We start from the raw sequence: 22,956 nt of genomic DNA, 5'->3' as shown, positions 1-22,956 counted from the left end.
CCTGATCGGTAGCGCGATAGATCCAGAGCCGACTCGATGAGCAGACCCATCAAGTCTGTTCAATTCTTAATCAATTCAGTCACATCAACTATTGCCATGGACTTTCGTTGGAACTGTTGCAAGCCGCGCCGGCCTCACGGATCGCGGAATCTATTGGGCCGCACCTAAGTTCCAGATGTCCCGATGCAGGCGCCATGTCCCGTCGCCCCCTTTTTTCCAAACGACAATGTACTTGCCCGCAACGGTGGAAGGGGCACCGCCTTTGCTCGGCACACTGAGCGTAAATGCGCCAACTTCGTAGGCGAGATTCCCGCTCCCTTCCACTTCCAGCGCCTTCAGGGTGAGATTCTTCATCCCGGCCTTGATTGCGCCTGCCAGAATTCTTCCACGCCCTTGCGGTCATCGACGCGTTTGCCGTCGGGTGGCAGCAGGGCGGCATCGTCGGTATACATTTGACCTACCGCTGCTGCGTTTCCGCTGTTGAAGGCGTCCATGAATTTTACCAACGCCGCTTCGATGTCCTCACGAGCCGAGTGGGCGGCCGCAGACAATGCAGACGAAAGAAGCAGCACAGCAGCAAATGCAAATGACTGAACCAGTCTCATTTCGTCCTCCCTTGCGTACCCGACATGCCCACCCGATGAATAGCGCCGACCCGAGGGCGCCGCGGCGTTCGATGGCTAGGCGCGAATTATATTAGACTTATCTGATATGACGGCGCAAGCGCAGCTGCGACCCTCTGAACGACCAGCGTAGCAGCTGCCGGAGAGCTTCAAAGCGGCGGCTACCGCCTCACTGCCCTCCTCGTCTCGACGAAGAGTTCGTTCGAATGATGCTTTTCCGTGGCTTTGCTCGCAAGTTTTCGTCAGCCAGCGCAGGGCCTCCTCTTACGCTCGCTGGTCGTCAAGGCCCAGCGGCCACTAGCTGACAGTCCCCCGCAGCCAAGCCGCTGGGCCCTCGACGTGGGGAACGAGCATTGGAGACGATGTCGCGCTTTCCGTTACAGCCCGAAGGCGGGTGACAGATGACCGTGTCAGCCTCTCCACCCCGAGCTACGATTTCACGCATTCGATCAGGCACAGCTCTCTCGGGCTAGCGCGCCAAGCATGAGTTAGCTCCCGAATGAGCAGGTGCCACCCAGTTCAGCTTCGGCCCTTGCGCGCGCAAAGTATTGGGCGAGATCGATCGGCAGTCCGGTCGGCAAATTGGGGCAGCGATGGCGAGAATGAATGCCAGGAACTTCCCTTCGGTGCCGCTTCGTCGATCTGTTTGCCGAGAAGGCGCGCGCGCTGCGTGCCGTCCCCCATACCGCAGAGAACTCACTTCAGGTCACACACACACGACGCCACCGAGATCCTGCATCAGTTTTCTACTCCGACGCCGCCACGTCACCAAGATCAGTCGCGAGCGTGATCGCGGCTATCAAATCGGGATCGCGCGCCGGAGCGCTCTATGAGTGAGCCCCGAACGGCGCGGTTCTCTTCGAGCAATCCGGCTCGACGTAAGGCGGGCCATCCGTGCCGGCCTCGTGACTAAGAGACGGGCGAATGGCGGTTCCTGGACTCACCTTTTTGTCTGAAGTCGCTTCCTTTAGCCGGTGGCGGAGTTCTTGCTTCATGACTCCAGCACCGTTTAGAATCGGTTTTCGGAAAATTTGTCTTGTGGCATCAATTTTCATGGAATAGGATCATTTTTCATAGGTGTTGGCCCAACTGAACCAAAATTCGATGAAAGGATTCGCTTTTCATGCCTACGGTGCAAGAGCACCAATTTTCAGGTCCTGTTACCGTTTTTCAGGAAATCCGCCTTCCTGAAACGGCGACCCCGGCCGGGTACAGCGCCCTGATCGGAGCCTACAGGCTCGCCGTGCCCTTGCCCCGTAGGTTGTTCGCCACGGGCGAGCATCATCGCATTACCGAACGGGATGGCTGGCGGATCATGACCCCCCGCCACGCCCCAAATCCTACCCTCGAAGGCCACCTGACCTTTGCGCTCAAGTACGAGGGACTGGACCTTGCCGTCCTCAAGCGGCTGTTCCAAGTGACCGGTCCCGCGCCGATCGAGGCGCTGGTCCGTGAAAGCCCGACCGGCAGTTATGCCCGCCGCATCTGGTTTTTATATGAATGGCTGAGGGGCGCGCGTATCGATCTGCCGGACGCGGCGGCCGGACGATACATTCCGGTTGTCGATCCCGAGCTGCAGTGGCCCGGACCCGACAAGACCGCTTCGCGCTACCGCGTAAGGGACAATCTCCCCGGCACGCGTGAGTTCTGCCCTCTGGTGTTCCGCACCAAGATTCTCGAAAAATTCATCGGCCTTGAACTACCGCGGCGCGCGGAGGCAATCGTAGCGGACGTGCCGCGCGACCTTCTTGCTCGGACCGCCGCCTTTCTTTTGCTCAAAGACTCGCGATCAAGCTATGCGATCGAGGGCGAGCACCCGCCGCAAGATCGCATCCAGCGCTGGGGCCGCGCCATCGGCGAAGCCGGCCGCTGGCCGATCGATCGCGATGAGCTGCTGCGTCTGCAAAGAATTGTACTTGGCGACGCCCGTTTCGTAAGACTTGGCTTCCGAAAAGAAGGAGGTTTCGTCGGTGAGCATGACCGAGACAACGGCACGCCCTTGCCCGATCACATCAGCGCTCGGCCCGAGGACCTGCCGCGGCTAATCGATGGAATGGCGGCGTTCGATCAGGGCCCCGCGCAAAACCTTGATGCAGTCGTAGCCGCCGCAATCCTCGCCTTCGGCTTTGTCTACATTCACCCGTTCGAGGACGGAAACGGCCGCATTCACCGCTACCTAATCCACCACGTCCTTGCCATGCGCGGCTTCAATCCGCCGGGAGTGGTCTTTCCCGTCTCGGCCGCGATCCTGGACCAGATCAACGAGTACAGGGGCGTGCTCGAGAGCTATTCGCAGCGCCTTCTGCCGTTGGTGGAATGGGAACCGACGCCGCAATTCAACGTCCGGGTGCTGAATGACACCGGTGATTTCTACCGGTTCTTCGATGCAACCCCGCACGCCGAATTCCTCTATGCCTGCGTTCAGCGGACGATCGAACGGGACCTTCCCGAGGAAACCGCATTTCTGCAGCGCTACGATCAGTTCCGGCAGCAGGTGGACGCCTTTATTGACATGCCCGAGCGGTTGACCGATCTGCTCTTCCGTTTTCTTCACCAGAATGATGGACATCTATCGAACCGCGCGCGCGAAAAGGAATTCGCCACGCTGACCAGTGACGAGGCAGGAAGAATCGAGGCGATCTACGCGCAAACCTTTGGTGCCCATTGAAGGTGTGATCATCAGGATCGATTTTTAGTCCGACGGTTTGGGATTCCCTTGTCCCTGCCTTCATCTCCGAGGCTTGACTTGTCGCCGAGACATGCACGATTTTTTCCGCACGGTCTGACCGGCCGCCGATCAGCCGCGGCCAGAACGCGCTTGACAAACCGGAGCCGTCCCGTCCAACCTCACGCATTCACCAGGGGAGTCCCGGCAAGGGGCTGAGATACTGCTGGCATTCGCGGCGCAGTGACCCGTTGAACCTGATCCAGTTCATACTGGCGTAGGGACGGTGCAAGCGCTTTGCGGGAGTTTACGCCCGAGGTCCTGTTTCGGCAGGTCGACAGAAGCGTCTTTTCATCCTCCCGGCACAGAACTGGGTCTCCAATGCAACGAGCAAAGGAGCCTCAAGATGAATGCCCTCACCCCCGCCGTCTCGACGGGACCGCTGCCCGCCTCACGAAAAATCCACAAGCCCGGTGCCATCCACCCGCAGATCAGGGTGCCGATGCGCGAAATCTCCGTCCATCCGACGGCCGGCGAACCGCCCGTCACCGTCTACGATCCGTCCGGCCCCTATACGGACCCGACTGTCGAAACCAGCATCGAAAAAGGCCTAGCCCGGCTTCGCCATGAATGGATTGCAGCACGCGGCGACGTTGAAGCCTATGACGGCCGCCATGTCCGGCCGGAAGACAATGGAGTTGCGGCGGGCGAGCGCCTGACACCGGAATTTCCCATTCGCAACCGGCCACTCAGGGCCAAGGCACGCAAGGCGGTGACCCAGCTTGGCTATGCGCGCGCCGGCATCATCACCCCCGAGATGGAGTTCGTCGCCATCCGCGAGAACCTCGGCCGTCAGATGTCGCGCGGCAAGCTGCAGCGCGACGGCGAAGCCTTCGGCGCGGCCATCCCCGATTTCGTAACGCCGGAGTTCGTGCGGGACGAGGTGGCGCGCGGACGGGCAATCATTCCCGCCAACATTAATCATCCCGAGAGCGAGCCGATGATCATCGGCCGCAATTTCCTGGTCAAGATCAACGCCAATATCGGCAATTCAGCGGTCACCTCCTCGATGGCCGAGGAAGTGGAAAAGATGGTGTGGGCGATCCGCTGGGGCGCCGACACGGTGATGGACCTGTCGACCGGTCGCAACATCCACAACATCCGCGAATGGATCGTGCGCAATGCGCCGGTGCCGATCGGCACGGTGCCGCTCTATCAGGCGCTGGAGAAGGTGGGCGGCATCGCCGAGGATCTGAGCTGGGAGGTCTATCGAGACACGCTGATCGAACAGGCCGAACAAGGCGTCGACTATTTCACCATCCACGCCGGCGTGCGGCTCCACTATATTCCGATGACTGTTGACCGGGTCACGGGCATCGTCTCGCGCGGTGGCTCGATCATGGCCAAATGGTGCCTGCACCATCACAGGGAGAGCTTTCTTTACGAGCATTTCGCGGAGATATGCGACATCTGCCGGGCCTATGACGTGTCCTTCTCGCTCGGTGACGGCCTTCGTCCCGGCTCCATCGCCGATGCCAATGATGCGGCGCAATTCGCCGAACTGGAAACGCTGGGCGAGCTGACGCAGATCGCCTGGGCGAAGGATTGCCAGGTGATGATCGAGGGGCCCGGCCACGTGCCGATGCACAAGATCAAGCAGAACATGGACAAGCAGCTCGCCGTTTGCGGCGAGGCGCCGTTCTATACGCTTGGACCGCTGACGACCGACATCGCGCCGGGCTACGACCACATCACCTCCGGCATCGGTGCTGCCATAATCGGTTGGTTCGGCACCGCCATGCTCTGCTATGTCACGCCGAAGGAACATCTCGGCCTTCCCGATCGCAACGACGTCAAGACCGGCGTGATCACCTACAAGATCGCGGCGCATGCCGCCGACCTGGCGAAGGGCCATCCGGCAGCGAAAGCCAGAGATGATGCCCTTTCCCGCGCGCGCTTCGAGTTCCGCTGGGAGGACCAGTTCAATCTGTCGCTCGACCCGGAAACCGCGCGGTCCTTCCACGACCAGACCTTGCCCAAGGAAGCGCATAAGGTGGCGCATTTCTGCTCGATGTGCGGGCCGAAATTCTGCTCCATGCGTATCTCCCACGACATCCGCGCCGAGGCACAGAAAGAAGGCATGGCGGCGATGGCGGCGAAATACCGTGAAGGCGGCGATCTCTACATGCCAGCTGACGAGACCGGCGCACCGCTCGTGCCGGAGGCGCACGAGCGACCATGAGGATGCTGGTAAAAGGGGCCGGCGTCGCCGGCCTCACCGCGGCCTTCGAACTCGCCGTCCGCGGCGCGACGGTCACAGTCGCCGAGACAAGACATGCCCTCGGCGGCAATGCGTCGTGGTTCGCCGGCGGCATGCTGGCGCCATGGTGCGAGTGTGAAAGCGCGGAGCAGCCGGTGCTGGATCTCGGACGTGACGCCGCCGACTGGTGGGATGCGGTACTGCCGGGTCAGGTGACACGGGCCGGAACACTGGTCGTGGCCGCGCCGCGTGATGCCGGTGAGCTTGACCGGTTCGCCAGTCGCACGTCAGGGCATCGGCGTGTCGATGAAGACGAAATTGCGCTCCTGGAACCCGACCTCGTCGGCCGCTTCCGGCGCGGATTGCTCTTCCCCGATGAGGCTCATCTCGACCCGCGTCAGGCGATGGCAGCACTTCATGACAAGCTTGCAGCCATGGGTGTCGAATTCCGCTTCGGCGCCGATGCCCGGCACATTTCCGGCTTCGATCGTCAGATCGATTGCACGGGGATGGCGGCAGAAGACGACGGGCTGCGCGGCGTTCGCGGCGAGATGCTGATCCTGCGCACGCCGGACATTTCGCTGTCACGCCCGGTCCGGCTGCTTCATCCGCGCTTTCCGCTCTACGTGGTACCGCGTACCGATCACCGTTTCATGGTTGGCGCGACGATGATCGAAAGCCAGTCCACAGAACCGGTCACGGCGCGTTCGATGATGGAGTTGCTCAGCGCCGCCTGCGCGCTCCATCCGGCATTCGGCGAGGCCGAGATCGTTGAGGCTGGTGTCGGCGTTCGTCCGGCCTTTCTAGACAACCTGCCGCGCATCGAAACAAGCGGAAACACCGTCGCGATCAACGGCCTCTATCGCCATGGCTTTCTGCTCGCCCCAGCCATGGCCCGCCAGGCGGCCGAACTGTTTTTTAATCAGGACAGAACCAAGGAGCTTGCTCATGAAACTGATGGTCAACGGCGAGGCGCATGAGGTTGCCGCCACCACGCTGGCTGAGCTGCTTGCCGCGCTCGACTATGAGGGCGACTGGCTCGCCACCGCCGTCAACAGCGACCTCGTGCACAAAGCCAACCGGGCAGAATTCCGTTTAAGCGACGGCGACCGAATCGAAATCTTGTCGCCTATGCAGGGAGGTTAGAGCATGTTCGACTTTCTCGGGACGACGCTTCCTTCCCGCCTGCTTCTCGGCACGGCACAATATCCTTCGCCCGCCATCCTTGCCGATGCGGTCCAGGCATCGGGCACGTCGGTGGTGACCGTGTCCCTGCGGCGTGAGATGGCGGGCGGCAGGGCTGGCGAAAAATTCTGGTCGCTGATCCGCTCGCATGGCACAAGAATCCTGCCCAACACGGCCGGCTGCCACTCGGTCAAGGAAGCGGTCACAACCGCGAAAATGGCGCGTGAGGTGTTCGGGACGACCTGGATCAAACTCGAGGTGATCGGCAACGACGACACTCTGCAACCTGATGTGTTCGGCCTGGTCGAAGCCGCCCGCATCCTGTGCGAGGACGGCTTTTCGGTGTTCCCCTATACGACCGACGACCTTGTCGTCGCCGAGCGGCTGCTGGAGGCGGGCTGCAAGGTCCTAATGCCGTGGTGCGCACCGATCGGTTCCGCCCTCGGACCGATCAACATAACGGCGCTGTGCTCGATGCGCAGTCATTTCCCCGAAGTCCCACTGATTGTGGATGCAGGCCTCGGGCGCCCATCGCACGCGGCAACGGTCATGGAACTCGGCTTTGACGCCGTGCTCCTGAATACCGCAGTCGCCAAGGCGGGCGATCCGGTCGGCATGGCGCGCGCATTCGGCAAGGCGGTCGAAGCCGGCCGTGAAGCCTTTCGTTCCGGAATGCTCGAACCGCGCGAGGTCGCGGTGCCGTCGACGCCGACATTCGGCAGGGCGGTTTTTTCATGAAGCTCGATCCCTTCTACCTGATCGTCGACAGCGCCGCCTGGATCGAAAGGTTGGCGCCGCTCGGCGTCAAGCTGGTTCAGCTTCGCATCAAAAGCATGAATGAGACCGGGTTGCGCGCCGAGATCCGGAAGTCGAAGGCCTTGTGTGCCCAACACAAAAGCCAGCTCATCGTCAACGATCATTGGCGCCTGGCAATCGAGGAGGGTTGCGACTTCGTGCATCTCGGCCAGGAGGATCTGCAAACCGCCGACCTCTCCAGGATACGGTCAGCCGGTGTCAGGCTCGGGTTGAGCACGCATGATCATGTCGAGCTGGAAACGGCCATGTTTGCCGAGCCCGACTATGTTGCGCTCGGTCCGATCTATCCCACCATCTTGAAGAAGATGAAGTGGGCGCCGCAAGGACTAGAGCGGATCGGCGAGTGGAACCGTCGGGTGGCGCCGATCCCATTAGTCACTATCGGCGGCCTCAACCTTGACCGCCTCGACGGCGTCTTTGAAGCCGGCGCCAACAGCGCCGCAGTGGTCACCGACATCACGTTGAGCTCCGATCCCGAAGCACGCACGCGAGAATGGATCGAAAAGACGGACCGATGGCGATGAGACGAGAACCGCATGTGCTTGTCGTTGGCGGATCAGATTCCAGCGGGGGTGCTGGAATAGCACGCGATATCGAAACGATCGCTTCCATTGGCGTACGCACCTGTCTGGCCGTGACAGCGCTAACGGTGCAAACGCACGACGCCGTGATGGAAATTCATCGTTCGCCACCAAGCCTGGTGGCCGATCAGATGCGCGTCGCGCTGCAGGCCAACGAAGTGGCGGCAATCAAGATCGGCATGTTGGCGAGTGCCGATATCATTGTTGCCGTTGCCACTGTGCTGCGCAAATGCCCGCAAGTGCCGGCAGTATTCGACCCTGTGCTGGCCTCCACCTCAGGCCGGGCGCTCCTAGAAGCAGACGCTATCGCTGTCATGAAGCGCGATCTGATGCCGCTTTGCTGCCTTGTCACGCCTAACCTTCCTGAATTGGCGCTCCTTATTGGCTCAGAACTGGCAATGGATGAGGACGGTGCGCTCCTACAGGGACAAAGACTGCTGGCCGCCGGCCCTCAGGCCTTGCTGATCAAGGGAGGCCACGCATCAGGACCTCGATCAACCGATATTCTGTTGCATTCCGATCAAGAACCAATCCGCTTCGACGCACCGCGCCTTGCCGGATCAATGCGCGGGACGGGTTGCATTCTGGCCAGCGCGATTGCGGCCCATCTGGCGAAGGCGAAGTCGCTCGAAGACAGCGTGCGCGAAGGCAAGCGGCTTGTCTTCGATACGTTTCAGAAGAATGGAGCAGAATGAACCCGGTTAAGCGGTACAAGCAGCTTTGGCTGCTGTTACGCTGCATCCTGAGCGTCTTGCTCGCTGGCGCAAACTATCCGATGAAACATCGCAACAACACGACAGGTCAACCCGAGCTCGTGGCAGTAATTTCACCAGGGATCGCGCCAAAATGCGTTAAACGACAAGGCTTGAGCTCTAAATCGGCTGGCCGTGCTCTTCGCTCCTCCCGGAAGGTGATGATCTCGCCGCCTTAATAGAGTCGGGACGGAACCGAGTAGACGGCCATATTGGAACAGTCGTCTGGCCCTCTGCATAACCTTCAGATGCGTCTTTGATCATTGCTTGAGGAACGCGCCCGTGTAGGTCTGGCCGGCAAGCGTAACGGTTCCGGCCAGTGCTCCGTCGGGGGCCATGACAAAACTGACGTCCGCGCCATTCGGTAGGCGCTCAAGCTTCAACGTGCTCCCTACAATTCTTCCAGCGCCGGCGGCCTCTCCCGGATAGTTGTCGCCCAGATTTCCCCACGCATAGGTGACCGTCACCTTCCCATTGGAAGAAACCGTTTGAACAGCGAGTTTGGCGTCATACATCCCCTCCAATCGACCGGCCCATAGTCCGGAAAAAGCAGCGTACTTCGGTGGAACGCCCTTGCCAGGTGGAGTGACCGCTCCGGATTGGTCATTGATTGCCGAGCCAGAAGGAACAGCGGCAGGAACCAAGGCAGGTTCTGGAGGAATGATACCAGGTTCTGACGCACGTTCGCGAGTGGCGGGTTGCGGCGTTTCAGGAGCCGATTGGCACGCGCTTAAGGCAAGCGCCGCGAAGCCAAGCACTGCGTTGCGCGTTCGGCGTGCCATCTTCTGGTGCCCTGCCATTTTTGAGTCTAGCGCAGGCCGACCTTATCACGCGTTTTCACAATATGTGTCCATGAAAGGTATGGCGTTCACGCCAGCGGCTCGTCGAAGAACCCGCCGCGGCGGTCGTGAGTGAATGCCTCCCTTGGTCGCCCAAGTAGCCGCCTGGAGCGCCAGTCGCCCGCACCCGATGATTCTTCCAGTGGGTCGAACGGGAGGATCAGCAGTTGACCTTGTTGGAGGCTCCAGATCAGATTGTGAGCCAGTTGCGACTGTATCCTGAACCTTCGAACAAACGAGTACACGCTGGACGACGGATCGAACAAGCTGCTGAATGAACCGCTCTAAATGAAATCGACAGGCCTTGACCGACGACAGCTTGAGCTTTGGCGAGGATAGACGGTTCAGCGAATTCTCACGCCTCGGCGATGCGCGCGCATCCCGGCAGGAACCGAAGCGTGATGGTCTCACCGAAGCGGGGCACCTCACGCCGTTCAGCGCTCAGCAGCAAGGCGAAATCACTCGCCGTGATGCCCTCTCTGATGGACGGCAGGTCAAACGCGCTCGGATAACATCGGGGATCCGCATGCCACCGTCAAGCCAAGCATCACGACCTTTGCCTCTAATCCTCCGACACTCAATGTCGCTTTCGGGACCCGGCAAACCGATCCACGGCACGGCTGGGAGCACGCGCCCCGGGAGCCGGAGTAGACCTTTTAGCGGGTGCGGATGGCAGTTTTGAACGTGCGATCCCATCGTCCCGAACGATGTGGATTTACCAGCAAGCCGCTATGTTTTTGGGCTCCTTCGCCACGTTCGCTCACGACTGGTCACGTTTCCTTTCGCCGTCTCTGTGGGAAACCTGTGGGATGAGCACACCGCGTTCGTGTCTTGCGATTTGAGTTATACTGGGAACGGTTTGCGGCGACTTGGAGAAAACCGGCTTCTTCGTGATCTTCTCGGCGGCGTCTGCCAAGAAATTAGGATGATGATGACCGTAAGTTTCGATCAGGACATCCACCGTAATGCCAAGAAAGCCCGCAGCCTGCCACATATCGGTGCCGGCCTGCATCAACCAAGTCGCCGCGGTGTGGCGGAACACGTGCGGAGTGACGTCGGGCCTCAGGCCGGCGATTTCGCGCGCCGTCTTGAAGCTCTTGTCTATCGACTGCACCGGCTTTCCATTCCATTCCACGACAAAATCCTGCGATATCTTGCGACCGATGTTCGCACTTTTGCCGCGCGATTTGGTCTCGATGTGGAGATCAGTGCGCGCCCAGCGCCGGAGGTGCGCCAGCAGCCGCTCCGGCAAGGGTACGGGGGGTTGCCGCTTCTTGGTCTTCCTAGCGCCGGTGGCACCGCGATAGAAGATACCGCGGTCTAGGTCCACATGACCGCGCCCTTTGGTTGGACGCATGGCGGCACCGCAGATTGCGGCCGAGCGCGTTCCTGTATAAAGCGCGACGAGGATGAAGCGCGCGAGATGTCGTCCAGTTCGCCGGCCACTCTCTTGGCCCTTCCATGTCTGCTTCATACGCCAAGCGGCCCAGATCAGTGCGGCCGCCTCACTGCGGGTCAACCAGCGTTCGCGTGCGGCGGCCTTGTCAGGCAGGATGATGGTCGGTGCGGCGGTTGTATAACCCTCCTTGCGGTAGTAGTTGATGGCGGCACGAAGATCCTCGAGTTGGCGGCGCGCCGCGGCTTCGGTGGGGCGCGACGCAACGTATTCGCGGCAGAGTTTGCCATTGATGGCGGCGAGAGTCTTTTCCCCGAAGAAATCAAGGACCTTGTCCAGCCGAGCCGCCGTCTCTTCTGGTGTGGCGTGCTTCGGTGCAACCTCTTTAAGGTAGAGGTTGACCACATCGGCAATTAAGACGTCCTCGGCTCCCCGCGCTCGGTGGTATTTGCTTCCGATGTAGGCGGCGAGCGCCTTTTCAGCTTCAGTTCCCGGACGGCCTTTTTCGCCGCCGCCAGCGCTGATGAAGCTGGTTCCATCGCGGATAAACCATCCAGCTTTGTTTCGGCGCGTTCCATCTTTTTTCCAGCTTTCGTCACGCCATACCAGGCGTGGCCCTTTCGACGTCCGCGGCATAGTTCCCTCATCCTCGCGATTGCCATCAAGCTCACGTATTCCTTTCCGGCGATTAGCTCCGTTTCAAGTCGACCGGCGTCACGTTCCTTGCGTAGGCCTGCTGCGCTCATCGAGCCGTCGGGAAAGGCAATTCGCGCAGCGATTTCGACGCGCAGTGGCGTGGTCTCGTCGAATTGGTCGGGGATTTTCAATAGGAAGTCCTCAGCAGTTCTTAGGTCCGAGCTGTTCGCGGACCTCGTTGAGCACTCCGTCCTGTCTCGCCGTTCTGGACATGGTCCTGCCGGAGAACTCTTCTCCAAAAAACCGGCTGCGAAAACCGCCCGCCGGAGGTGCTGCGGCGAAGGGGCGCCTTCGACCTGTCAATCGGAGTGGTTGCGCCAACAAGTCTTTGGCTGGCCTCTGCTTCCAGTCCGGCCAGACACACTCCTAAGGGGATTCGACCATCGTTTCAGTATCGATACTGCCGGCAGGGCCTATTGCGTCGCAACGCCCGCGCGCCCCGCGCCGCCTTTCAGGCGAGCAGGGCAGCGGAGTATCTCCTTCGCTTCTTGGCTGGCAACGTCATTGCTGGCGACGATTAGCGGTAGGCCGCGCGTGATGACTACCCACGTCCAAATCGATTACCCGTCGCAAAAAGCGCTCTGTTCGCCATCGAACTCAGCCGCATGCCCTCGGTGTCGCACGCCACAGCGCCGAAGGCGTGATGAAGAACGGAGATGCTTCCAATGGGGGCGACCGGCCGCGCTCGTCGTTCATCGCCGCGCTGTGGTCCTTAATTGCCACTGCTGCACGTTTGTATGTTGCAGCCGCGTTTGTAAACAGGAACGCCGTGACTGAGTTGCTATCCCGCGACAACCTCGGTTGGCTGGCAAGCACAAGAGGACGAGGAGTGCCGGAATCTCCATGACGGGTTTGAAAATCGAGAGAGAGGCTCTCGACTGCCCGTCTCGGAGTACATCCCCATGGCGACTACCGTTCAGAAAATTACCCTTCTGTCCTCGCGAGACTTCGCCTTCAAGAAGGTGGCGTTCTCCACGTCCCAGGCCCGCGTCAAAGCTGACATCTGGATCGAGGACCGACCTGACCTCATAGCTGAAGTGACGACCCACTCGCACCTCATCGTGCGCGAGACCACCAGTGGACGCATCGCGCGCCTTGCCGTCGAGATTCGCGCAGGGTCGGCCACTCCCACTGAGCCGCAGGCGCTCGGACCCGCAATTCTGGGCAAGCTGCTGGAGCGCTATCCCGTGCGCCGCATCGAGACGCGGGAGGATGCATGATGCCCCGGCACGACGCGTCCAACCTGGCGCAACGCTTGGGCCGGCAGGCCGAGGCGGTTTGTCGCCACTATCTATCTAACGGACATCGCGAGGGCCGCTACTGGTTTGTCGGCGATGTCCGAAACACGCCGGGCCGCTCGATGTTCGTGCGGCTCGTCGGCTCGCAGAGCGGAAAGGGCGCAGCCGGCAAGTGGACTGACGCGGCGACCGGGGAGCATGGCGATCTTCTCGATATCATCCGCGAAAGCCGCGGCTTGAGCGACTTCAGGGACGTTGCCCATGAGGCAATAGCGTTTCTCGGGTTACCGCATCCCGAACCAGAGCAGACATCAACCCGGTCGAAGTTGGTGGCCGCGCCGTCGGAAACGTCGGAGAAAGCGCGTCGGCTGTTTGCGGTGTCGCGGCCGATTGCGGGCACGGTCGTAGAGACGTATCTGCGCAACCGCAGTATTACTGCTTTGCATGGGACTGAATGCCTGCGTTTTCACCCCCACTGCTATTATCGGTCCGACCAACACTCGCCGACTGAGACCTGGCCGGCGATGATCGCTTCCGTCACCGATGTCTGCGGTCATTTGACCGGCGCACATCGCACCTGGATTGACCCTTCCGGCAAGGGCAAGGCACCAGTAGATACCCCGAGGCGCGCTATGGGCGACCTTCTCGGGCATGCGGTTCGCTTTGGTCGGCCCGGCGAAGTCATGGCGGCCGGCGAGGGCATCGAGACGGTCCTGTCGCTTCGGTGTATCTTGCCCGACATGGCCATGGCCGCAGCACTCTCGGCCGCGCATCTTGCTGCCATCCTGTTCCCCGTCACCCTCAGACGGCTCTACATTGTCCATGACCCCGATCCAGCCGGTGACGGCGCGCGTGATGTCTTGATCGAAAGAGCAAATGCTGCCGGGATCGAGGCGATCGTGCTCTCGCCGGCATTTGGCGATTTCAACGAAGATCTCTGTAAGTTCGGCATTACTGATCTTCGAGCGCGCGCCCGGGTCCAACTCGCCCCGCAGGACATCGCCCGATTTATGCCAGTGGCGGCATAGCCCGGAACCGGCAGCTCCCCGCGTCGTGGCATTGCTCGGGTGCTCCTGAGATCGGAGAGAAACCGCGCCTCCGGCCTTCAAGAGGGCGATCGGCCAGCAAACGACCCGGCCTCGCAATGTCTTCGGCCGACTATTTTCCGGCGCGCTCCCAAGGGAGCGCTTTCCATCGCGAAGCAAAATAGCCGGCCTGCGCCCTCCTCCGCTGACGCTCCGGCCCTCCGCTTCGCTGCGGGTGCAGGACCGTCCCGCCCGCCGGCTTTCGTCGCCATGAAGGCCGCGAGGGTCGCGGTCCAACCGACGGAGCATCCAAATGAGCGAGCATGACGACTACGAACCGCAGCATGCGTCTTCACCGATCGACCACGCTCTCACCGAACTCCAGCTCTATGGCTACCGGCCCTTCGCGGATGAGCCGGATCCCCGACCGCTTCCGGAGGGCCACCGCGTCGCCGGCGCGATTGCAGACATCTTCGACGCGTTTGTCGCCACCCTGCAAGATACCCGCCTCGAGCCCGACCTCGACGATCTCCTTTGGTCGACCGTCAACGTCTTTCACCGCGCCGCAGATCGGATCGAGCGTGAACTTGACCATAACCAGCAGGCGCAGCGCCGCAGCCAGCGTGAGCAGGACGGCAGCGAAGTGAAATCGGTCGAGCTGGAACGCCTGACGGCCGAAGGACAGACTCTCATCGAACGCCAGAACGCCTTGGAACTGATGCGCGATCAGGCCGCCGAGCACTATGAGCGCCACACCGGATCGAGCTGGCGACCGCGCAGCGGATCAATGGTCAACCACCGCAACCTGACCTCTGCGGTGGTCGACAGCCGCGATTTTCTCAGCGCCAAGAAACGCGCCTCGCAGGAAGTCCTTTTGCCACCAGGCCCGAAAATCGCCTTCACCGCCGGTCTCGACTTCAATGATCACCAGTTGATCTGGGCCAAGCTCGACCAGGTCCACGCCAGGCATCCTGATATGGTCTTGATGCACGGGAAATCGCCGAAAGGTGGCGAAAAGATCGCCTCCTGCTGGGCCGACCATCGTAAGGTACCGCAAATCGGCTTTGCCCCCGATTGGACAAAGCATGGGAAGGCCGCCCCGTTCAAGCGCAATGACGCAATGCTGGACGTGCTGCCGATCGGCGTCATCGTCTTTCCCGGGACTGGAATTCAGGACAATCTTGCCGACAAGGCCAAGAAGCTCGGCATCCCAGTCCTCGACTTCCGCCCCAAGGGAGGCGGCGCATAGCGCCGCTCTCCTATCTTTTTGTCCGTTGCACGACACGGCCGCGGTCGGGCCGGGCGGCTTCTTTCCAATTCGGTGGATTGCGTGGGTTCGGGATGCCGGATTTTCCGCTCCCGGCGCCCCCCGTCTGTTGGGGTATTCAAATCCACGTCCATGCGCAGGTGCGCGACGCTATCTCGCTTACCTTCCGCGTTTCAGCTGCTTCGCAGCCGGCATCCCAGGCGAGATGGTGACGTCCGTTCAACCGGACGGGGCGTGGATCGGGGCGAACGCACCGAAGGACCGAGGCGGATCCGATGCTGTTTCTGACCAGCCTGTGCATTGCTTCCGTTGTCGCTGACGCGACATCGCGCGACGCACGCTTCGGGTTCGCCACGACTGCCGTCCCGTTCCAAAGATGGCGAATATCCGGCGATGCACGTCAGCTGGAGCTGAGCCACGGCATGCACGTGTCAAGCGCGGAGCTAGCACCAGCTTGCTGTTCCCTGAAGCCTGCTCAGGGGAAGCATCGACAGCGGTGATCGTGGTAACCGGGCTCTCGCCAGTGCGATGGTTTCGCCTGAAATCCTCCGTTGATCCCTCTATCTGGTCGGCCGCTCCAAACGACCTCTTCGATGGGCTGATCTGGCCGAAGGTCGGCTTCGCCTCAATCGCCTAAGCCGCAATGGCGCCGATCGACTTTCTTCCCCTTTCGGCTTCGCCGTCATTCCTCGCGAAACAACAAAGTCGCTTGGCTGCCATCCTCCGCTGACGCTGCGGTCGCAAGCGATGCGGCGTCGATCGCCTCCGGCCCGCAGATCGCCGTCGAGGCCGCAATGGTGCGGGCTCGAAACAGAGTTCAAGGAGAAAGCTCATGGCGACCATCGGAACGTTCAAAAAGACCGGCAACAACGAGTTCAGCGGCGAAATCGTCACCCTCTCGCTTCGGGCCAAAAACGTCCGCATCGTGCCCGAGGCAAACCGCTCCGGCGACAGCGCCCCCAGCCATCGCGTCTTCGTAGCGCAGGTCGAGATCGGCGCCGCCTGGGCCAAGCGCTCCAGTGACGGCCGCGACTATCTTGGCCTGAAGTTGGACGATCCAAGCTTCACCGCTCCGATCTACGCCAACCTCTTCGACGATGAGGACGGAGAAGGCCACAGCCTCATCTGGTCCCGGCCCAACGGCCGCCGCAACGGCGATTGAGAAGCCGCGAGCTCCCGCCCGCGAACCGGGCGGGAGCCGTCTTTTGCTTGTGAAGCTGCAGCGGAGTGCAGTCGCAGTTCACAGCGGCCATCAAGATCGCAATCCGAGAATCGTCCTCATCATCTTTGAACAATCGGTGCAGGACGTCTGAGCAGATCTGCGGCCTCGATGCCGAGAACGTTTGCCAACTTGTCGACAACGTCTATCGTCGCGCCGTAGACGCTGCGTTCCAATGCACTGATATAGGTGCGATCAACGTCCGCGCGATGGGCAAGTTCTTCTTGCGAAAGCCCCGCCGCCTTTCGGTACCGCCTCAGATTGCGCGCAAATACCTCGCGTATTTCCATGTCCGCGAGTGCAATGCCTTGTCGAGTATTCAGCCACGGAGTATTCTCGACAAACTGACTTCGACGATTGGAAATCGCTTGCTCAAGCCACTGCTCGATCCTGATGTCGCCGACACTGCGCCGAATGACCCGATCCTGACCGGCTATGATGAGGAGCGGCTACTTACCTACATTCGCCTGCTTGACGCGGCGGCGGAAGATGCCGACTGGCGAGAGGTAGCCAGGATCGTCCTGCACATTGACCCAGAACAGGAGCCGGAGCGGGCGTTCCGGTCTTGGGAAACCCATCTTGCACGCGCGCGATGGATGACGACCAGCGGCTACCAGTATCTTCTCGCAGGCGGCGCTCCCCATTGAGCGCCTTGTCATGCTTTGCTGAATCTGCGCAACGATTTGCCGACTCTCCAACTATTCACATTTCTCTTCACCCTGAATGTTGATGCCGGGCCTCAGATGCAGTTATGCGGAGAGGACAGGAACCGTGCAGGACGATTGGACCGAACCGGCGGCCTACGTGCACATGTGCAGCTACCAAGCTGAGGAGTTCGCCGCCGAGTATCTGATCCGGAACGATAAATTCATCGCCGAGTGCCGCCAGATCGCCTCGCGGCTCTCAGGTTCCGGAGATCCTGTCGATCAGCGCGACTTCGCTGCCCGTTGGGGTGCGCGATTTCAAAACTGCCGGTGCCGGATTTCCGCAGGCTGAGAATATCATCTGGACAGAACAGGCCTCGCCGCGCGTGCTGCGGGCCACGCGGATGTCTGCCTCGATCAGCCCCTCTCATCAGAGAATTCGGCCTTCCAGACTTATCGGAGCCAGCGTTTGGCAGCAGAAGGAAGGACTTCACATTCTTTGGTCTGCTTCAACCGGGAAGAGCCATGTGGTCTGCGAAGACCACTCCGGCGAATTCGATGCTATCCTTCTGCCCCTAGACGCTGCATTTGAGACGCGGCTCGATGCGGCGCGCCGGCTCTGGCGCGCGCTGAACGGCCGAGCGGCCGGTCCATCCTACGGCGCGCTACCGCAACAGACCAAGACCAGGCATATCCTCAATTTGCGCGCGCATGATGGTCACTACATGGGTGCAACCTATCGTCAGATCGCGGAGGTGTTATTGTCGCGCGAGCCGATTGTGCCGCGAGATTGGCGTGATCATCACCTCCGGCACAAGGTCCGGGCTATCTTGCGCCGTGCGGCTTTTTTGGTCGCAGGCGGCTATCGCGATCTTCTCTTCTACCCCCACAGTCGCAGCGGGAAGTCCGGCCGCCGAAGTCGTTCTTCGGGGTAGCAATAACACGCCCCCCGATCTTTGCCCTCCCTCCCCTTTCCCCATTTCGAGCATGGTCCGCTTTGCGCGTCCCGGCAGGCCAGGATGACAGCACAACCGAATGGAGATCGAGCAATGTCGAAGGGTCCCGCGGACGCGCCCCGAAAATACCTGCGCACGAAGGAGGCAGCACCGATCGTAGGACTCTGCGCCCGTACACTCGAAAAGCACCGGACCTACGGCACCGGGCCAAAATACCGAAAGATTGGCGGACGCGTCCTCTATGACATCGACGACTTGCATGCCTGGATAGAGCTCGGCGCACGCACCTCCACCAGCGATGCGAACGCGACCAAAGTTCCGCCGGCAAAACCACATGCAGCCCGCGCGCCGGCTTATGTCGGCAAGCGCGACCGCAGCTTCTGATCTGTGGTGCAACAACAATGCAGTGCCGTGAGACCGTTCAGCAGCAGCTTGCGCTGCCTCATGCCCACTCATCCGGCTTCGCCCCATACCGCACGCGGGACCTCGTGGCGTGGTTGCCGGCCTTATTGGTGAAATCCCGCGGCCTGACAACGATCCACTCTGATGCGGAGAAGGAAACGTTCCGCGTTGAGGCGGCGAATGTGCATGGCACGGCAACGATTTGGAACGCTGACTTCCTGGCCTGGGCTGCGTCGCAAAGCATCCACGCCCATGCCAGGAGATTGCGACCGCGCGTGCCAGCGGCGAAACAGCACCTAACGCCGACCTTCATTTGGCCTGGTCAACGGCGGCACATCCACAGCCGGATGGCCGTATGCGAGCAGCCGAGTCCATACAGGCGCAAGCGTCGTAACGTTTGCCTGCTGCGCCCCAGGATCGAGTCATGAGCAAGCGCACAAAGGTCATCGCGGCGATGATTGGCGGCTCAGTGCTCGCCGCCGCGCCGGCATGGATTAGCCACCCGCCGCTGGCCATCTGGAACGCATCCGCAAGCGTCCCCATCGGCCTCTATCGCATTCTGCCGGCCGACAAAATCCGTGCTGGGAGCATCGCCGTCGTGATGCCGCCCGAGCCATTGGTGGCGTTCATGGCAAGACGCGGATATCTGCCGAAAAACGTGCCGCTCCTGAAGCATGTTTTGGCACTCGGGGGCGCAACCGTGTGCCGCGAAGGTACAGCGATCATCGTCAACGGCAGGACCTATGGACATGCTCGCGAGCGTGACAGCCGCGGTCGATCCCTGCCCAGCTGGCGGGGCTGTCGCGAGATCGCCGACGACGACGTCTTCCTCATGAACCCGAACGCAGCCGAAAGTTTTGACGGCCGCTATTTCGGCCCCCTGCCGCTCGCATCGATTGTTGGCTGCGCGGTGCCCGTCTGGACCACGGAGCGCGCGGCTCCGGTGCTGGATGTCACCAACGACGTTTCCCGGCGAATACCGTCACGGCTCGTCTCAACGCTCACTAAACGCTCATGAAAGGAGCACTGCAATGCCCCAGATCGGCACCTTCACGCGCAATGATGACGGCTTCTTCGGCAATCTCTCAACGCTCACAATCGAGGCGAAGATTGCCATCCTGCCTGCCGAGAAATCCAAGACCGAAAACGCGCCCGACCACCTCGTCTATTGCGAGGGAATGGCGGTCGGCGCGGCGTGGGACCACACCGGAGACAAGGCTGGGGACTATGTCTCGGTCTCAATTGACGACCCATCCTTTACGCAGCCGATCCGCGCGAAGCTGTTCCAGTCCGACGCCGAGAACAGCATCTGGAGCCTGCACTGGAACCGGTCATCGAAGCGCGACGGACGAGGCTGAACAGATGCTGTTTGAGCCCTTCGACGAATCTCTTTCGTCAACGCCCTTGATCGATCGGGCGGTCAAACCCTTGGACAGGATCGCCAGTCCGACAGCCGCGCGCGACGAACATCAGGGGCGGCCGGACGCTTGCTTGTCGCTCCAGAGGCCCATTTCATCACAGTTTTGGCAAGGCTTGTCCGGCCGACGAGGCGTTGCGCTTAACGGAGGTGAACACCGTGGCGGACTGGCGGCGCATCGGTTCCGGGGTCCGCGGGATGCCGTCCATCGAGGTATGACAAGGATTGCCACATGCGTCGTGCTCGCCTTCGCGACGCCCGAAGCTCGTGCAGACGCATGCTCTCATGGTGAACTGTCGGCGCACTCCTTGTCGGCTGGCCCGTGGACGCGACATATCCAGGAAGCGGCTAAACGGTTCGCCATTCCAGACCGTTTGCTTAGCGGCGTCATGCATGTCGAGAGCGTCGGCGATGTTCGAGCGCTTTCAAGCAAAGGCGCAATGGGGCTGATGCAGATAATGCCGGCGACGTGGGAAGAATTGCGCATCAAGCATCGACTCGGCGACGATCCCTATCAGCCGCGTGACAATATTCTTGCAGGCGCTGCGTATCTTCGCGAAATGCTCGACAGCTTCGGGCGCAGCGGCTTTCTTGCCGCTTACAATGCCGGCCCTGGACGGTACAAGGAACATTTGTCCACCGGCCGTCCGCTGCCACGCGAGACGGTCGACTACGTCAGGAAACTCGCGCCGCTGATCAATGACGCAGTTCCCAGTCCGAGGTGTGCACGGCAAGGAAGAGACAGAGCCAGCTCACGCAGTACCGCGCTTTTTGCGCATACCAATGACATTCGGAAGGCCGCTGCATTGAATGGCAATGGTTATGCAGACACGACCTTTGCGGCGATTCATTCGTCCGCAATGCAGTCGCTAATGGGCAATTCTGTTGCTGACCTGACCGCGATCGAGCCATGGCCAGGTGAGACCCGTTTCTGGCCGAACCCCGCTGTTCCCGGTCTATTCGCTCAGCCGTCTTTGACTATATCGCGATGACCGGGAGCTTCCTCCTCGATTGCGTTCCGGCCTGTTCCGTCGCGGACATTGCCGCGGAAGGGTTGGCCACGGATAAGGGCGCAAAGAGTGGCAGGATAAAGAGCCGCGAGGTGCGGCTCGGTCGGCCGATTGTTTTCCTTATGAGTTTCAGCTCAATTCGCGATGTGCTGGCACAAACGGCGATGTGCGCTATTCCCATTTTTCGGTTTTTCCAACGGAAACCGCACCTCGTGGCCGCCTAGCATGAAACGTGACGATAGCTTTCGCGTCCGCCCTGGTCACATCCGCTCCCGCGCCGGGCAGCGCGCGCGACCCTTCATCTTCCAGGCGCTTGCGGCTACACAGCGCGCTGGCGGCCATCTTACAAGCAAGGGCCGGATCACCTCCCCACGAGCTTCAACATTTGGCCGCGGCAGGTCGGCGGCCATCCGCGCCAGTCACCTCATGTCTGAGTGCTCACGAGGCGCCGTCGTCAAGACCCGTGTGGTGCGGCAGTTCAGAGGGTCTCCACCACTCGCCACCTATCTCAAGTACCTTCGCCGCGAAGGTGTAACACGTGATGGCGAGAAGGCGAGGATGTTCGGTCCCGACACCGAAGAGGCAGATGATGATGCCTTCTCCGACCGCTGCAAGGACGATCGGCATCACTTCCGTCTCATCGTTTCACCGGACGATGCAATGGAACTCGGTGACCTCAAGAACTTCGCTCGTGAACTGATGGTCGACATGGAACGCGACCTCGGCACGAGGCTCGACTGGATTGCCGTCGATCACTGGAACACCGAACATCCACACGTTCACATCCTCGTTCGCGGCGTTGCCGACAATGGCGAGAATCTTGTCATCTCTCGCGACTATATCCGCCAGGGCATGCGCGATCGGGCGAGCGACATTCTCACCCAGACGCTGGGGCTCCGCACCGACCTCGACATCCGCCAGGCCATCGAGCGGCAGGTCGACACTGAGCGCTGGACGCAGCTCGATCGCCAGCTTGCTCGCGACATCGACCGTCATGGCATCATTGCAGTGGCACCACATCCTGGTGACCAGCCAGACGAGTTCATAGGACTCAAGGTCGGCCGGCTCCGGCAGTTGGAACGGCTAGGCCTCGCGTATGAGATCCATCGGGGCCAATGGATGGTGGCCGAAGAAGCCGAGGCGACTTTGCGCGCCCTCGGCGAACGCGGCGACATCATCAAGCGCATGCACCGCAGCCTCACCGCGCGGGGGCCGGAAAGAGGGACAACCGAGTATGTGCTCGCGGCCGAAAAGATTGATGCGCCGGTGATCGGCCGACTGCTCGAACGCGGCCTGGACGAACTGCGCGGCTCGGCCTACGCCATCGTCGACGGCATCGACGGTCGCCCGCACCATATTCGCTTCTATGACCCTGACGCGGCCGGGGACTCTGCCCCAGGCTCGGTCGTGGAGCTGTGCCGCGATGCGGGTGCAAATGGCTCTTGCAGGGTCAGTCTCGCCGTCCGCTCTGACCTTTCGATCGAACAGCAGGTCCATGCTTCCGGAGCGACTTGGCTCGATCGGCAACTTGTTGCGTGCAAGCCAGCCGAACTCCGCGACGGCGGCTTTGGCAGGGAGGTAAGACAGGCACTCGAAGATCGGGTCGACGAGCTTGCCAGGCGCGATCTGGCCAGGCGCGAGGGACAGCGCGTAATTCTAGCGCGCAATCTGATCGATACGCTACACGTTCATGAGGTGGAATCGCTCGGTATCCGCCTCGCCGCCGAGACCGGCATGTCATTCAGAAACGCTGCCAACGGCGATCATGTGGCTGGGATTTACCGGCAGCGTTTCTCGCTGGCTTCCGGCCGGTTCGCGATGATCGACAATGGGCTGGACTTCAGGCTCGTGCCCTGGTCGTCATCGCTCGAAAAGCGCTTTGGCAATCAGGTTTCCGGAGTCGTGTGTCCGGATACAGGGGGCATGGATTGGAGCTTTGGAAAGAAGCGCGGCATCGGGTTGTGA

The 22,956-nt window shown here is 61.1% G+C and carries 24 protein-coding genes and 1 riboswitch; of the genes, 19 read left to right on the top strand and 5 right to left on the bottom strand.

Annotated features, from left to right (window positions below):
• Positions 1-150 precede the first annotated feature (150 nt).
• Together NKH01_RS05725 and NKH01_RS05720 are read right to left on the bottom strand one after the other, a co-directional pair.
• Entirely contained in the window at positions 151-354 is a 204-nt protein-coding gene (locus tag NKH01_RS05725; RefSeq protein ID WP_353019408.1) for a YybH family protein, read from the bottom strand.
• Positions 351-605: a YybH family protein gene (locus NKH01_RS05720; protein ID WP_353019406.1), complete on the bottom strand. Its 255-nt coding sequence runs from the start codon at positions 603-605 to the stop codon at positions 351-353. The genes NKH01_RS05725 and NKH01_RS05720 overlap by 4 nt, the downstream gene beginning before the upstream one ends.
• Before the next feature lie 1,141 nt (positions 606-1,746).
• Between NKH01_RS05720 and NKH01_RS05715 the strand changes: the two genes are divergently transcribed.
• The 7 genes from NKH01_RS05715 (at position 1,747) to NKH01_RS05685 (ending at position 8,825) form a co-directional block, all read left to right on the top strand.
• A complete protein-coding gene (locus NKH01_RS05715; RefSeq protein ID WP_353019404.1) occupies positions 1,747-3,291 on the top strand; it encodes a Fic family protein in 1,545 nt (514 codons plus the stop codon).
• Positions 3,292-3,473: 182 nt separating this feature from the next.
• Positions 3,474-3,590: riboswitch (TPP riboswitch) on the top strand.
• Between the two features lie 104 nt (positions 3,591-3,694).
• A complete protein-coding gene (gene thiC / locus NKH01_RS05710; RefSeq protein WP_353019403.1) occupies positions 3,695-5,530 on the top strand; it encodes a phosphomethylpyrimidine synthase ThiC in 1,836 nt (611 codons plus the stop codon).
• Complete coding sequence (gene thiO / locus NKH01_RS05705; protein WP_353019402.1) at positions 5,527-6,528, top strand: glycine oxidase ThiO; 1,002 nt, start codon at positions 5,527-5,529, stop codon at positions 6,526-6,528. Before thiC ends, thiO begins: the two co-directional genes overlap by 4 nt.
• Positions 6,497-6,694: a sulfur carrier protein ThiS gene (gene thiS, locus NKH01_RS05700; RefSeq protein WP_126104944.1), complete on the top strand. Its 198-nt coding sequence runs from the start codon at positions 6,497-6,499 to the stop codon at positions 6,692-6,694. Before thiO ends, thiS begins: the two co-directional genes overlap by 32 nt.
• A gap of 3 nt (positions 6,695-6,697) precedes the next feature.
• Positions 6,698-7,471, top strand: a complete 774-nt coding sequence (locus tag NKH01_RS05695) for a thiazole synthase (protein WP_352547675.1) — start codon at positions 6,698-6,700, stop codon at positions 7,469-7,471.
• A complete protein-coding gene (locus NKH01_RS05690) occupies positions 7,468-8,073 on the top strand; it encodes a thiamine phosphate synthase (protein WP_352547674.1) in 606 nt (201 codons plus the stop codon). The genes NKH01_RS05695 and NKH01_RS05690 overlap by 4 nt, the downstream gene beginning before the upstream one ends.
• Positions 8,064-8,825: a hydroxymethylpyrimidine/phosphomethylpyrimidine kinase gene (locus NKH01_RS05685; RefSeq protein ID WP_353019821.1), complete on the top strand. Its 762-nt coding sequence runs from the start codon at positions 8,064-8,066 to the stop codon at positions 8,823-8,825. Before NKH01_RS05690 ends, NKH01_RS05685 begins: the two co-directional genes overlap by 10 nt.
• A 317-nt stretch (positions 8,826-9,142) precedes the next feature.
• On the opposite strand, the gene NKH01_RS05675 is transcribed toward NKH01_RS05685, so the two are convergent.
• Together NKH01_RS05675 and NKH01_RS05670 are read right to left on the bottom strand one after the other, a co-directional pair.
• The gene (locus NKH01_RS05675; RefSeq protein ID WP_352547670.1) at positions 9,143-9,397 is read right to left on the bottom strand and encodes a hypothetical protein; all 255 of its coding nucleotides are present in this window, start codon (positions 9,395-9,397) and stop codon (positions 9,143-9,145) included.
• A gap of 1,084 nt (positions 9,398-10,481) precedes the next feature.
• Positions 10,482-11,753, bottom strand: coding sequence for a tyrosine-type recombinase/integrase (locus NKH01_RS05670; protein ID WP_353019400.1), 1,272 nt, complete (start codon positions 11,751-11,753; stop codon positions 10,482-10,484).
• Positions 11,754-12,715: 962 nt separating this feature from the next.
• Here NKH01_RS05670 and NKH01_RS05665 point away from each other — a divergent pair.
• The 4 genes from NKH01_RS05665 (at position 12,716) to NKH01_RS05650 (ending at position 16,505) form a co-directional block, all read left to right on the top strand.
• A complete protein-coding gene (locus NKH01_RS05665; protein WP_353019398.1) occupies positions 12,716-13,033 on the top strand; it encodes a hypothetical protein in 318 nt (105 codons plus the stop codon).
• Complete coding sequence (locus NKH01_RS05660; RefSeq protein ID WP_352639240.1) at positions 13,033-14,079, top strand: DUF7146 domain-containing protein; 1,047 nt, start codon at positions 13,033-13,035, stop codon at positions 14,077-14,079. Before NKH01_RS05665 ends, NKH01_RS05660 begins: the two co-directional genes overlap by 1 nt.
• 310 nt (positions 14,080-14,389) lie before the next feature.
• Positions 14,390-15,325: a DUF2493 domain-containing protein gene (locus NKH01_RS05655; protein ID WP_353019396.1), complete on the top strand. Its 936-nt coding sequence runs from the start codon at positions 14,390-14,392 to the stop codon at positions 15,323-15,325.
• Positions 15,326-16,175: 850 nt separating this feature from the next.
• The gene (locus tag NKH01_RS05650) at positions 16,176-16,505 is read left to right on the top strand and encodes a DUF736 domain-containing protein (protein WP_353019394.1); all 330 of its coding nucleotides are present in this window, start codon (positions 16,176-16,178) and stop codon (positions 16,503-16,505) included.
• Positions 16,506-16,624: 119 nt separating this feature from the next.
• Here NKH01_RS05650 and NKH01_RS05645 read toward each other — a convergent pair whose 3' ends face one another.
• A complete protein-coding gene (locus NKH01_RS05645; RefSeq protein WP_352547663.1) occupies positions 16,625-16,852 on the bottom strand; it encodes a helix-turn-helix domain-containing protein in 228 nt (75 codons plus the stop codon).
• A 78-nt stretch (positions 16,853-16,930) separates the two neighbouring features.
• On the opposite strand from NKH01_RS05645, the gene NKH01_RS05640 reads away from it, so the two are divergent.
• From NKH01_RS05640 to NKH01_RS05605, 8 genes are all read left to right on the top strand, one after another.
• Positions 16,931-17,209 carry a DNA -binding domain-containing protein gene (locus NKH01_RS05640; protein WP_352547661.1) on the top strand — a complete coding sequence of 93 codons (279 nt, stop codon included), beginning with the start codon at positions 16,931-16,933 and terminating at the stop codon, positions 17,207-17,209.
• A gap of 124 nt (positions 17,210-17,333) precedes the next feature.
• Positions 17,334-17,558: a transcriptional regulator domain-containing protein gene (locus tag NKH01_RS05635; protein WP_352547659.1), complete on the top strand. Its 225-nt coding sequence runs from the start codon at positions 17,334-17,336 to the stop codon at positions 17,556-17,558.
• Positions 17,515-18,141 carry a DUF2285 domain-containing protein gene (locus tag NKH01_RS05630; RefSeq protein WP_352547657.1) on the top strand — a complete coding sequence of 209 codons (627 nt, stop codon included), beginning with the start codon at positions 17,515-17,517 and terminating at the stop codon, positions 18,139-18,141. The genes NKH01_RS05635 and NKH01_RS05630 overlap by 44 nt, the downstream gene beginning before the upstream one ends.
• A gap of 114 nt (positions 18,142-18,255) precedes the next feature.
• Positions 18,256-18,546, top strand: a complete 291-nt coding sequence (locus NKH01_RS05625) for a helix-turn-helix transcriptional regulator (protein WP_352639202.1) — start codon at positions 18,256-18,258, stop codon at positions 18,544-18,546.
• A gap of 442 nt (positions 18,547-18,988) precedes the next feature.
• The gene (locus NKH01_RS05620) at positions 18,989-19,582 is read left to right on the top strand and encodes a S26 family signal peptidase (RefSeq protein ID WP_353005948.1); all 594 of its coding nucleotides are present in this window, start codon (positions 18,989-18,991) and stop codon (positions 19,580-19,582) included.
• Between the two features lie 13 nt (positions 19,583-19,595).
• Positions 19,596-19,922 carry a DUF736 domain-containing protein gene (locus tag NKH01_RS05615; protein ID WP_352547652.1) on the top strand — a complete coding sequence of 109 codons (327 nt, stop codon included), beginning with the start codon at positions 19,596-19,598 and terminating at the stop codon, positions 19,920-19,922.
• 274 nt (positions 19,923-20,196) lie between these two features.
• Positions 20,197-20,973 (top strand): lytic transglycosylase domain-containing protein, encoded by a 777-nt coding sequence (locus NKH01_RS05610; RefSeq protein WP_352547650.1) that lies wholly within the window; start codon positions 20,197-20,199, stop codon positions 20,971-20,973.
• Positions 20,974-21,216: 243 nt separating this feature from the next.
• Positions 21,217-22,956, top strand: a complete 1,740-nt coding sequence (locus NKH01_RS05605; protein WP_353019392.1) for a relaxase/mobilization nuclease domain-containing protein — start codon at positions 21,217-21,219, stop codon at positions 22,954-22,956.

The organism is Mesorhizobium sp. M1403 (assembly GCF_040317695.1).
Taxonomy (GTDB): Bacteria; Pseudomonadota; Alphaproteobacteria; order Rhizobiales; family Rhizobiaceae; genus Mesorhizobium.
Note: the sequence above shows the minus strand (reverse complement) of the source record. Positions and strands in the feature narration are given on the sequence as shown.